Genomic DNA, 12111 nt, shown 5'->3' on the forward strand with positions numbered 1-12111 from the left:
TAGGTCGCATTGTTCTATAACCCTGTATCGACATGGCGCCCGCTCTCTGGCTATCACTGTTTTTTGCCCTCTACTACTTCGGCTACGGCATCTTCCTGCCCTTCTGGGCGTTGTGGCTCAGCCACGTGGGCGCCGAGGCCGGCTTTATCGGCCTGCTGCTGGGGCTCGGCATGGCGGCGCGCTGTGTCGGCAACCTGGCGGTGATGAGCCGGGTACGGGCGGCGGACCACTTGCTGCCGGCGGCCCGCTGGCTGTGCCTGTTGAGCCTGCTGGCCTTCGCCGCCTTCTACGGCTGGCAGTCCAGCCTGGGATTGCTGCTGCTGATGCTGCTGGTCAACCTCATCTATCCGGCGCTGATGCCGGTCTCCGAGGCCATCGCCAGCCGCCTCATCGTGCAGGTGCGGCTGGATTACGGCAAGGCCCGGCTGTGGGGCTCGGCGGCCTTTATCGCCGCCAACCTGGTGGTGGGCTACCTGAGCGGGGGGCTTGGGCCCCAGTGGGTATTGCACACCATGGTGCTGTCCCTGGCGCTGATGTGGCTGGCCAGCCTGCTGCCGATGCGGCCGGCGCCCAGGGAGCTGCACCAGGAGCGCCGGGGCGACAGCCTGTGGCAGGTATGGCGCCGGCCGGGCATGCCGCGCTTCCTGCTGGTCACCGCCCTGCTGCAGGGCAGCCATGCCTTCTACTACGGCTTCAGCGCCCTCTACTGGCAGCGGGAAGGCTATAGCACCGCGGTGATCGGCTATTTGTGGGGGCTGGGGGTGCTGGCGGAAATCGCGGTGTTCGCCATGAACCGGCGCTGGTTCGAACGCTTCGAGGCCCGCCACCTGCTGCTGGCCGGGGCCGGCTGTGCCCTGCTGCGCTGGGGGCTGCTCGGCGCCACCACCGAACTGGCCTGGCTGGTGGCGGCCCAGATCCTGCACGCGGGCAGCTTCTGCCTGAGCCACCTGGGCGCCATCCGCTATATCAGCCGCGACCTGGACGGCCAGGCGGTGATCGGTGCTCAGGCGCTCTACGCCGCCCTGCCCATGGGCATGGCGGTGGCGCTGCTGCTGGTGCTGTCCGGCCAGCTCTATCCGCTGCTCGGCGGCCAGATCTTCTGGCTGATGGCGGCGGCGGTGCTGCCGGTGGCCTGGCTGCTGCGCAGCCCCCTGACCGCCCGCCCCCAGGAGGCCTGATGCAGGGCTGGACCGTCATCAACATCGCCCTGGCCTACCTGGCGCTGCTGTTCCTCTGCGCCTGGCTGGGCGACAAGGTGCGCCTGGGAGCCCGGGCCCGCCGCCTGCGGCCGCTGCTGTACAGCCTGTCGCTGGCGGTCTATTGCACCTCCTGGAGCTTCTTCGGCACCGTGGGCCAGGCCAGCACCGATCCCTGGTCCTACTTCCCCATCTACCTGGGCCCCATACTGGTGTTCACCCTGGCCGGGCCCTTCATCGCCCGGCTGATCGAGGTGGCCAAGCGCGAGCATATCACCTCCATCGCCGACTTTATCGCCGCCCGCTACGGCAAGTCCCAGCGGCTGGCGGTCTATGTCACCCTGATCGCCATCGTCGGGGTGCTGCCCTATATCGCCCTCCAGCTCAAGGCCATCGTCATGGGGCTCAACCTGGTGGCGCCGGACGTGGTCGGCGGGGACGGCCGCGATGCCGGCGAAGTGGCCTTCATGGTGGCCCTGTTGTTCACCGTCTTCATCCTGCTGTTCGGCACCCGCCATATCGACGCCACCGAGCACCAGCGCGGGGTCATGGTGGCCATCGCCCTGGAGTCGGTGGTCAAGCTGGTGGCCTTTATCCTGGTGGGGGGCTTCGCGCTCTGGCTGATCCTGGCCTTCCCCAACCAGGCGCGCACCATGATCACCGAGGATTTCATCGGCGGCCTGACCGAGGTGAGCGGCGCCAATCTGCTCGACATGGGGGTCTACACCCTGCTGTCGATGAGCGCCATCATCTGCCTGCCGCGCCAGTTCCACGTGACGGTGGTGGAGCACCACGATCCGGCGGACCTGCGCTGGGCCCGGCGCATCTTCCCCCTCTACCTGTTCCTGTTCGGGCTTTTCGTGCTGCCCCTGGCCCTGGCCGGCCAGCAGTGGCTGTCGGCGGACACCTCGCCGGACACCTACGTGATCAGCCTGCCGCTGGCGCTGGACTATCCGGGCCTGGCGGTGCTGGCCTTTATCGGCGGCGCGTCGGCCGCCACCGGCATGATGATCATCTCCACCATCGCCCTGGCGATCATGGTGAGCAACGATCTGGTGCTGCCCATGATACTGCGCCGGCGCCAGCTGCAGGGGGCGGGGTTCGAGGACGTGGCCCAGCTGCTGCTCAACGTGCGCCGTACCGCCATCATCGTCATCATGGTCACCGCCTGGCTGGTGTTCCTCTGGCTGGGGGAGATCCACAGCCTGTCGCGCATCGGCTACCTGAGCTTCGCCGCCATCGCCCAGTTCGCCCCGGCCCTGGTGCTGGGATTGCTGTGGCGCGGCGGCAACCGGCGCGGCGCCTACTGGGGCCTGAGCCTGGGCATGCTGATGTGGCTGCTCAACCTGATGGCGGAAACCGGGCTCTTCGCCGGCGACGCCGACACCAACGTGCTGCTGTGGCTGCTGACGCCACCGGCCTGGGGCGCGGTGGGCGAGATGAGCCCCGCCACCTGGGGCATACTGCTCAGCCTGTTGTGCAACCTGGCCGGCTACCTGCTGGGCTCCTGGCTGTCGCTGCCCCCGGTGAGCGAGCGTTTCCAGGCGGCGGCCTTCGTCGGCCGCCAGCACAAGGACGACGGCGACGTTTACCGGGCCAAGGTGACGGTGCGGGACCTGGAGCAACTGGCATCCCGTTTCGTGGGGGAATCCCGGGTCAAGCGGGCCTTTGCCCGCTATGCCGGCGAGCAGGGTACCCTGGATGGCAGCATGCAGGCGCCGGCCAGCCTGATCCGCCACACCGAGCGGGTGCTGGCCGGGGTGTTCGGTGCCTCCTCGGCGCGGCTGGTGCTGTCCTCGGCGCTGCAGGGGCGCTCCATGGAGCTGGAGGAGCTGGCTGCCATCGTGGACGAGGCGGGGGATGTGTTCCGCTTCAACCGGGGCCTGCTGCAGGGCGCCATCGAGCATATCGGCATGGGCATTTCGGTGGTGGACAAGGAGCTGAACCTGGTGGCCTGGAACCGGCGCTACCTGGAGCTGTTCAACTACCCGCCGGGCCTGATCCGGGTGGGGCGGCCCATCGCCGACATCATCCGCTACAACGCCGAAAAGGGCCTGTGCGGCCCCGGCGAGGTGGACGAGCAGGTGAGCCGGCGGCTGGCCCACATGCGTGCCGGCACCGCCCATATCTCGGCCCGGACCCGTCCCGACGGCCGGGTGATCGAGATGCAGGGCAACCCCATGCCCGGCGGGGGCTTCGTGATGACCTTCAACGACATCACCACCTTCCGCCAGGCGGAGCAGGTGCTGAAAGAAGCCAACGTGGTCCTGGAAGCCCGGGTGGCCGAACGGACCCGGGAGCTGTCGGCGGTCAACCAGCAACTGCTGGCGGCCACCCACCAGGCGGAACGGGCCAATGCCTCCAAGGGCCGATTCCTGGCGGCGGTGAGCCATGACCTGATGCAGCCGCTCAATGCCGCCAAGCTGTTCACCTCCTCCTGGCTGGAAACCTCCGGCGACGAGGAAAGCCGGCGGCTGGCCGGCCATATCGACCGCTCCCTCGGTGCCGCCGAAGAGCTGATCGGCGACCTGCTCGACATGTCACGGCTGGAGTCGGGCAAGCTCACCGCCCGGCCCAAGGATTTTGCCCTGAACAGCCTGTTCGACACCCTCAAGGCCGAATTCGGGGCCCTGGCGGAGCAGGACGGCGGTCGCTTTGAATTGGTGCCCAGCCGGCTGCGGGTGCATAGCGATCCCCGGCTGTTGCGCCGCATACTGCAGAACTTCCTCACCAACGCCCTGCGCTACAACCCGGGCGGACGCATCCTGCTCGGGCTGCGCCACTGCAGCGAGGGCCTGCGCATCGAGGTGTGGGACAACGGCCCCGGCATTCCCGCCGACAAGCTGGAGGTGATCTTCGACGAATTCCTGCGCCTGGAGCATGGCCAGCGCCACCACCAGCAGGGGTTGGGGCTGGGCCTGGCCATCGCCCAGGGGCTGGCGGCCATACTGGGGCACCGGCTGATGGTGCGTTCCTGGGAGGGCAAGGGCTCGGTGTTCAGCGTGACGGTGCCACGGGCCGAGTCCGGCGCCGAGCCGGCGGAGGCGGAGCCCGCCCCGCCGGCGGCAAGCGGCCAGCTGGCGGGCCTCAAGGTGCTGTGCATCGACAACGAGGCGGACATCCTCACCGCCATGGCCAGCCTGCTGGGACGCTGGGGCTGCGAGGTGCGCCTGGCCGGCAACGGCCAGGAGGCCCGAGCCCATTGCCGCGACGGCTTCAGGCCCCAGGTGATACTGTCCGATTACCACCTGGACGAGGGAGAAACCGGGGTCGCGCTGATCAACATGCTGCGGCTGGAGTTCGGGCGGATACCGGCGGTGGTGATCAGCGCCGACCGCCAGCCGGAGCTGCAGGCCCAACTGCACCGGTTGCAGCTGAGTTACCTGAGCAAGCCGGTCAAGCCGCTCAAGCTGAGGGCCTTGCTGCAGCATCTGGCATGAGGGCGGTGGCCTATTTCCAGCGGGTGCGATACCAGGCCAGCAGGTTGCGGCTGCGGTAACTGAGCAACGCCAGCAGGATCAGCACACAGCCGGCGACCTTCTGCGGCGGCATGGGTTCGTGATACCAGAACACGCTGATCAGCACCGTCCACACCGGCTCCAGCATCATGATGATGGCGGCGTTGGCCACGTTGCTGAATTTCTGGCCCATGGTCTGGCAGGCGAAGCGCAGCGAGGTGGCCAGCAGTACGCTGGCGGCGAACCAGCCCCAGGTCTGGGACGGTATCCGCTCCGGCCACTGCTCGAGCAGCGCAGAGTAGAGCAGGTTCATCACCCCGGTCACCGCCAGGTGCAGAAAGGTCAGGGCCACCGGCGGAATGCGGCGGGCGAAGCGGCTGTTGAGGTTGAAATAGAGCGCCATCGACAGCGATGCCAGCAGGAACAGCAACTGGCCGGGGGACAGGCTGAGGCCGCTGCCCATGGTGAGCAGGAACAGGCCCGAGACGGCGATGGGCAGAGCGGTCCAGAAGGCGCGGTTGGGCCGCTCCTTGAACAGCAGCCAGGCCACCAGCGGCACCATCAGCATCGACAGGCTCATGATGAAGGCCCCCTCGCCGATGCCCTCGCTGTGGGACACCGCCAGTATCCAGAACAGCAGGTTCATGCCCATGATGGTGCCGACGGCGCCGGCCTTGAGCAGGTTGGCGGCGGGAATGGCCAGCAGTTGCCGCCAGCAGAAGGGCAGCAGCAGCAGGGCGGCGAGCAGGAAGCGCCAGCCGACAAAGCCGGCGGGCGGCAGGCCGTTGAGGGCTTCCTTGGAGAACAGCCAACCGGCGGAGGCCAGCAGGGTGGCCGTGAGAATGAACAGATCGCCTCGCCGTTCCGGCAACATACTCGACACCCCGATAGAGACAGCCCGCCCGGCGGGGCGGTGGTGATGGCCATCGACGGTTTCGATGGTAACTGAGTCGTCTACTCTATGTTATTCGTGAGCATTTGCACACACCGGGTTGTCAGATGGAGACGGTTGGGTGATGGCGTTCCATGATGGCTTTCAATGCCGCCATCTTGTCGGTGCTCGGCGGCCTGAGCCCTTCCAGCGGATAGGCCTGGCCGAAGCTGGCCCATTTGTGGCTGCCCAGGTTGTGGTAGGGCAGCAGCTCCACCTTTTCCACCGCCGGGCCCAGGCCGGCGATAAAGCGGCCCAGGGCGTCGATATCGGCCTCGTCGTCGCTCCAGCCCGGCACCACCACATGGCGGATCCACATGGCCTGGCCCCGTTCGGCCAGGTAACGGGCCAGCGCCAGGGCGAAGCGGTTGCTGACCTGGGTCAGCGGGATATGCTGTTCGTCGCGGACATGCTTGAGATCGAGCAGCACCAGATCGGTGCTGTCGAGCAGCCGGTCGAGGGCGGCGTCGTGATGGTGCACGAAGCCGTTGGTGTCCAGGCAGGTGTGCAGGCCCTCGGCCTTACAGGCCTCGAACAGCTCGGTGACGAAGGGCAGCTGCAGCAGAGGTTCGCCGCCGGACACGGTGATGCCGCCGCCGGACGCCCGCATAAAGGGCCGGTAGCTGAGCAGCTCCGGCATCAGCTCGGCCACCGTCACCTCGCGGCCGGCGTCGGTGTCCCAGCTGTCCCGGTTGTGGCAGTACAGGCAGCGCATCAGGCAGCCCTGCATGAACACCAGGAAGCGGATGCCGGGACCGTCGACGGTGGCGCAGCTTTCGGTGGAATGGATTCGTCCGCTAATGGCCATGGTTCCTCCCCAAGACAAATAACAAGGATAGATGCGGTGGGCAGAGCCGCCTGCTGGCATTACCCTCAGACGGCGTCGGGGCTGGAAAGAGGCAACAGGGATGGCCTCCGCCGACCGTCACCTGCCAGGGATGGCAGGTGCGAGCGTACAGGGATGTATTCACAGCGTGTCGGCGGAGGTGGCCCTGTTGCCTCTTCTCTGCGTCACATCAGACAGCCGGACTTGTGACGCAAAGTCCGGCTTCCAGCCCTCTACATCGACTCGGTAAAGGTCCGGGTGATCACATCCCGTTGCTGCTCGGGGGTAAGGGCGTTGAAGCGCACCGCGTAGCCCGACACCCTGATGGTCAGCTGGGGGTACTTGTCCGGATGCTCGATGGCGTCGAGCAGCATCTCCCGGTTCATCACGTTGACGTTGAGGTGCTGGCCGCCCTCGCGTCCGGCCTGGTGATGGAAGTAACCGTCCATCAGCGCCGCCAGGTTGCGCTGCCGGCCCCCTTCATCCTTGCCCAGCGCCTTCGGCACTATGGAGAAGGTGTAGGAGATGCCGTCCTTGGCGTGGCTGAAGGGCAGCTTGGCCACCGAGGTCAGCGACGCCAGGGCGCCTTTTTCATCCCGGCCGTGCATGGGGTTGGCACCGGGGCCGAAGGGCTCGCCGGCGCGGCGGCCGTCCGGGGTGTTGCCGGTTTTTTTGCCGTACACCACGTTGGAGGTGATGGTCAGCACCGACTGGGTCGGAATGGCATCCCGGTAGCAGGGATGGGCCTTGATCTTGTCCATGAAACGGCGCACCAGATCGCAGGCGATGTCGTCCACCCGGTCGTCGTTGTTGCCGAATTTGGGGAAGTCGCCCTCTATCTCGAAGTCCACCGCCAGTCCGGACTCGTCGCGCACCGGTTTCACCCTGGCGTACTTGATGGCGCTCAGGGAGTCGGCGGTCACCGACAGCCCGGCGATACCGCAGGCCATGGTGCGCACCACCTCCTTGTCGTGGAACGCCATCTGGATGGCCTCGTAGGCATACTTGTCGTGGCTGTAGTGGATCACGTTGAGGGCGGTCACGTACTGGGTGGCCAGCCAGTCCATCAGGCTGTCGAGGCGGCTCATCACCTGCTCATAGTCCAGCACCTCGCCCTTGAGCGGCTCGGCCCTGGGGCCGACCTGGATTTTCAGCTTCTCGTCCACGCCGCCGTTGATGGCGTAGAGCAGGGTCTTGGCCAGGTTGGCGCGGGCACCGAAGAACTGCATCTGCTTGCCCACCACCATGGGCGACACGCAGCAGGCGATGGCGTAGTCATCGGAGTCGAAGTCCGCGCGCATCAGATCGTCGTTCTCGTACTGGATGGCGGAGGTGTCGATAGAGACCTTGGCTACATAGTCCTTGAACGCCCGCGGCAGTTGCTCGGACCAGAGCACGGTCAGGTTCGGCTCCGGGCTGGGGCCCATGTTGTACAGGCTGTGCAGGTAGCGAAAGCTGGTCTTGGTGACCAGGGGGCGGCCGTCCAGGCCCATGCCGGCCAGGGACTCGGTGGCCCAGATGGGGTCGCCGGAGAACAGCTCGTCGTACTCGGGGGTACGCAGGAAGCGCACCATGCGCAGCTTCATGATGAAGTGATCCACCAGCTCCTGGGCCTGGGCCTCGGTGAGGCTGCCTTCACGCAGATCCCGCTCGACATAGATATCGAGGAAGGTGGAAGTGCGGCCCAGCGACATGGCGGCGCCGTTCTGGGATTTGATGGCGGCCAGATAGGCGAAGTAGAGCCATTGCACCGCTTCCTTGGCACTGGCGGCGGGGCGGCCCAGGTCGAAGCCGTAGCCGGCGGCCATGGTCTTGAGATCGGCCAGGGCACGAGCCTGCTCGGCCAGCTCCTCGCGCAGCTGCAGGGTGCGGGAGAGATCGATGCCGGCTTCGAGGTCCGCCTGGGTGGAGGCGAGCTGGGCTTTCTTATCCCGGATCAGGAAGTCCACCCCGTACAGGGCGCAGCGGCGGTAGTCGCCGATGATGCGGCCGCGGCCATAGGCGTCGGGCAGGCCGGTGAGCACCCCGGACTTGCGGCAGTTGAGGATGTCCTGGGTGTAGAGGTCGAATACCGCCTGGTTGTGGGTCTTGCGATAGTCGGAAAACACCTTGCTCACCCGCGGGTCCAGCTCGCGGCCATAGGCCTGGCAGGAGGCCTCGACCATGCGCACGCCGCCATAAGGCAGGATGGCGCGCTTTAGCGGCGCCTCGGTCTGCAGGCCGACCACCTGCTCCAGCGCCCGGTCGATATAGCCGGGGGCGTGGGAGGTGATGGTGGACGGATTGTCGGTGTCGAAGTCGAGCGGGGCATGGGTGCGGTTTTCCTCGGCGATGCCGCTCATCACCCGCTCCCACAGGGCCAGGGTGGCCGGGGTGGGACCGGCCAGGAAGCCGTCGCCGCCCTCGTAGGGGCTGTAGTTGGCCTGGATGAAGTCGCGCACATTGACTTCCTGTCGCCAGTTTTCGCCACCGAAGCCGCGCCAGGCGTGCTCGAAATTGTTGTTGACCTGTGCCATAAAAACCTCCGCTGAACGGGTGCCGGCATCCCGCTGATGAAGGGGCGGGCGCCATTACCGGATGGCGTCAGACTACTGCCGGAGAGATAGGTGGCCGTTGATCTGGATCAAGCCTGGTCTTTGATTTTTTGTAATTTTACTACATTCCTGCAGTTGGCTCCGAACCGGGTCTCAGTGTCATTTTCAATAATGACAAGCTTTACCAAGCTGTTACAGCCTGGTAAGCCAAATTTTGCGGTACCGCTTTGGCGGTAATTCGGTGCAGGTGATGTGGTAATAAATAACATATCCGCGCCGGCATCGACCTCGGGCGGACTCAGGCTTTTGTCAATCTCTGGTTGTGCTAGAATGTGCGCACTTTTGTTCAAACAAGGATTCCCATGAAGGTAATCGAAGGGCTGATGGCCGCGCCCGAGGCCAAGGTGGCGATCGTGGTCGCCCGCTTCAACAGCTTTATCAACGACAGCCTGGTGGCCGGCGCCCTGGACGTGCTCAAGCGCCAGGGCCAGGTACAGGACGACAACATCACCCTGGTACGGGTACCCGGCGCGGTCGAGATCCCGCTGGTGTGCAAGAAACTCGCCAAGAGCGGCCGGTACGACGCCATCGTCGCCCTGGGCTGTGTCATCCGCGGCGGCACCTACCACTTCGACCTGGTGGCCAACGAAAACAGCAAGGGCATGGCCAGCGTGATGATGGAATTCGAAGTGCCCATCGCCTTCGGCGTGCTGACCACCGAAAACATCGAACAAGCCATCGAGCGCGCTGGCACCAAGGCGGGCAACAAGGGCGCGGAAGCGGCCCTCAGCGCACTGGAAATGATCAACGTCCTGCAAGCGCTGGACTAAGAGGAGTACTGCATTGAAACCGTCTGAACGCCGCAAGGCCCGCCGCCTCGCCACCCAGGCCATCTATCAATGGCAAATGACCAAGGATAACGTGGCCGATATCGCCCAGCAGTTCCTGCTGGAGCAGGACACCAAGGGCGTGGATCTGGACTATTTCCGCGATCTGCTGTTCGGGGTCTCGGTGCATGCCGCCGAGCTGGACGCGGTATTTTCCCCCTACCTGTCCCGTCCGCTGGCCGATCTCGATATGGTGGACAAGGCGGTACTGCGGTTGGCCACTTACGAGCTGACCCGGCGTGAGGATGTACCTTATCGGGTAGTGATCAACGAAGCCATAGAGCTGGCCAAGGCCTTCGCCGCCGAAGAGAGCCACAAGTTCGTGAACGGCGTGCTCGATAAGGTCGTCAAGCAGTTGAAAAAATAACGACAAGCATCGGGAAAAAGCCAGCAGCCGCTGGCTTTTCATTTTCTATGAATGAATTTGAAATAATAAGACACTATTTTACCGCCGACAGCGGCCGCAAGGACGTGCTGATGGGGCCGGGGGACGACTGCGCCCTGCTGCAGGTGCCGCCCCAGACCTGGCTGGCGGTGAGCACGGATACCCTGGTTGCCGGGGTGCATTTCTTCGCCGACATGGATCCGGTGGCCCTGGGCCACAAGGCCCTGGCGGTCAACCTCTCGGATCTGGCGGCCATGGGCGCGGATCCGCGCTGGGTCTCGTTGGCACTGACCCTGCCCGCGGTCGACGAAGGCTGGATAAAAGGCTTTTGCGCCGGTTTCTTCGAGCTGGCGGAATATTACAACGTGGCCCTGGTGGGCGGTGACATGACCAAAGGACCCTTGTCGATCACCGTGACAGTGCACGGCACCCTGCCCGAGGGCAAGGGCCTGCGGCGCAGCGGCGCCCGGGTAGGGGACGGTATCTACGTCACCGGCACCCTGGGTGACGCGGCGCTGGGCTTGCAGCAGCAGCTCGGCAAGATAGCGGTGCCGCCGGCGCATCTGGACTTTGTGCGCACCAAGTTCGAACATCCCCATCCCCGTATCCTGGCCGGCCAGGCGTTGCGCGACATCGCCTCCAGCGCCCTGGATATCTCCGACGGCCTGGCCGGTGATCTGGCCCATATCACCGCCGCCTCCGGGGTGCGTGCCCAGCTGGAGCTGGAGCAGCTGCCCCTGAGCGAGGCCATGAAGGCATCCGTTTCCCAGGAGCGGGGCTGGGAGCTGGCCCTGACCGGCGGCGAGGACTACGAGCTGTGCTTTACCGTGCCGGAAACCCACCGTGGCCAGCTGGAAACGGCCCTGGCCCACTGCGGGGTCAAGTTCACCCGGGTTGGCCGCATCCTGGCCGGTGAGCCCGGCGTGGAGCTACAGGCCGGGGGCAAGCCCTACCGGTTGCAGGCCCAGAGCTGGGATCATTTCCGGAGTACCTGAATGAGAAAACCCGAGCTGGCGGCGCTGAAGCTGTCCAATCCGCTGCACCTGCTGGCCCTGGGCTTCGGCTCCGGCCTGAGCCCGGTGATGCCAGGCACAATGGGCACCCTGGCGGCCATTCCCCTCTACCTGCTGGTGCAGGGATTGCCGCTGTGGGCCTATCTGGGGTTGCTGGCGCTGGGCTTCGTGGCCGGCATCAAAATCTGCGAGGCGGCGACCACCGCCATCGGCCGGCACGATCATGGCGCCATCGTGTGGGACGAGATCATCGGCTTCGGCATCACCATGATAGCGGCGCCGGCGGGTGCCTTGTGGATCCTGGCGGGCTTTGTGCTGTTCCGCTTCTTCGACATCGTCAAGCCCTGGCCCATCCGCTGGTTCGACCGCCGGGTACACGGCGGCGTCGGCATCATGCTGGACGACGTTATCGCCGGCCTGTTCGCCCTGGCCTGCCTGCAGGGACTGGCGGCCCTGCGATAGGCTGCCACGTCAATAACGTCGGACGGCAGGAGCCGTCTGCGGTCCATGCCCGGCGGGATTGACGCCGGGCATGGTTCCCGTGCACAAAGGCGCGACCAGGGCTGGCGGGGCTGGATGCAGGCAGCGGCTTGTTGGCGCCATGCCCGGGAGGTGGCGAACACAAAAAAGCCGGTGCAGTGCACCGGCTTGAAAGGTGGTGGAGGGGACTGGATTCGAACCAGTGAAGGCGGAGCCGTCAGATTTACAGTCTGATCCCTTTGGCCACTCGGGAACCCCTCCACGAGTAAACGGTTGTATTGTCCGCCGATGCCGGGGCATCGACGCTGAAAGATGGTGGAGGGGGCTGGATTCGAACCAGCGAAGGCTGAGCCGTCAGATTTACAGTCTGATCCCTTTGGCCGCTCGGGAACCCCTCCGCG

General features: G+C 65.6%; 9 protein-coding genes and 2 tRNA genes. 6 read left to right on the forward strand and 5 right to left on the reverse strand.

What is annotated here, in order from left to right; genetic code table 11:
* The first annotated feature begins 32 nt into the window (after nucleotides 1-32).
* Together ACT7DK_RS05165 and ACT7DK_RS05170 are read left to right on the forward strand one after the other, a co-directional pair.
* Nucleotides 33-1178, forward strand: coding sequence for a 3-phenylpropionate MFS transporter (locus tag ACT7DK_RS05165; RefSeq protein WP_445396989.1), 1146 nt, complete (start codon nucleotides 33-35; stop codon nucleotides 1176-1178).
* Nucleotides 1175-4636, forward strand: a complete 3462-nt coding sequence (locus tag ACT7DK_RS05170) for a hybrid sensor histidine kinase/response regulator (RefSeq protein ID WP_445402277.1) — start codon at nucleotides 1175-1177, stop codon at nucleotides 4634-4636. Before ACT7DK_RS05165 ends, ACT7DK_RS05170 begins: the two co-directional genes overlap by 4 nt.
* Before the next feature lie 10 nt (nucleotides 4637-4646).
* Here ACT7DK_RS05170 and ACT7DK_RS05175 read toward each other — a convergent pair whose 3' ends face one another.
* From ACT7DK_RS05175 to pflB, 3 genes are all read right to left on the reverse strand, one after another.
* Complete coding sequence (locus ACT7DK_RS05175) at nucleotides 4647-5528, reverse strand: DMT family transporter (protein WP_445396991.1); 882 nt, start codon at nucleotides 5526-5528, stop codon at nucleotides 4647-4649.
* A gap of 121 nt (nucleotides 5529-5649) precedes the next feature.
* Nucleotides 5650-6393 (reverse strand): pyruvate formate lyase 1-activating protein, encoded by a 744-nt coding sequence (pflA, locus tag ACT7DK_RS05180; RefSeq protein WP_445396993.1) that lies wholly within the window; start codon nucleotides 6391-6393, stop codon nucleotides 5650-5652.
* 251 nt (nucleotides 6394-6644) lie between these two features.
* Nucleotides 6645-8927: a formate C-acetyltransferase gene (gene pflB / locus ACT7DK_RS05185; RefSeq protein ID WP_445396995.1), complete on the reverse strand. Its 2283-nt coding sequence runs from the start codon at nucleotides 8925-8927 to the stop codon at nucleotides 6645-6647.
* Nucleotides 8928-9307: 380 nt separating this feature from the next.
* On the opposite strand from pflB, the gene ribH reads away from it, so the two are divergent.
* From ribH to ACT7DK_RS05205, 4 genes are read left to right on the forward strand one after another with little or no spacing between them, the layout of a single operon-like run.
* Entirely contained in the window at nucleotides 9308-9775 is a 468-nt protein-coding gene (ribH, locus tag ACT7DK_RS05190) for a 6,7-dimethyl-8-ribityllumazine synthase (RefSeq protein WP_445396997.1), read from the forward strand.
* Nucleotides 9776-9788: 13 nt separating this feature from the next.
* The gene (gene nusB, locus ACT7DK_RS05195) at nucleotides 9789-10199 is read left to right on the forward strand and encodes a transcription antitermination factor NusB (protein ID WP_094038579.1); all 411 of its coding nucleotides are present in this window, start codon (nucleotides 9789-9791) and stop codon (nucleotides 10197-10199) included.
* 47 nt (nucleotides 10200-10246) lie between these two features.
* A complete protein-coding gene (thiL, locus tag ACT7DK_RS05200) occupies nucleotides 10247-11212 on the forward strand; it encodes a thiamine-phosphate kinase (protein ID WP_445397000.1) in 966 nt (321 codons plus the stop codon).
* Nucleotides 11213-11692: a phosphatidylglycerophosphatase A family protein gene (locus ACT7DK_RS05205; protein WP_445397002.1), complete on the forward strand. Its 480-nt coding sequence runs from the start codon at nucleotides 11213-11215 to the stop codon at nucleotides 11690-11692.
* Between the two features lie 194 nt (nucleotides 11693-11886).
* Here ACT7DK_RS05205 and ACT7DK_RS05210 read toward each other — a convergent pair.
* Together ACT7DK_RS05210 and ACT7DK_RS05215 are read right to left on the reverse strand one after the other, a co-directional pair.
* Nucleotides 11887-11971: transfer RNA gene (locus tag ACT7DK_RS05210), tRNA-Tyr, on the reverse strand.
* A 52-nt stretch (nucleotides 11972-12023) separates the two neighbouring features.
* Nucleotides 12024-12108 (reverse strand) — tRNA-Tyr (locus ACT7DK_RS05215).
* Nucleotides 12109-12111: the final 3 nt, after the last annotated feature.

It is taken from the genome of Zobellella sp. An-6, from assembly GCF_052487945.1.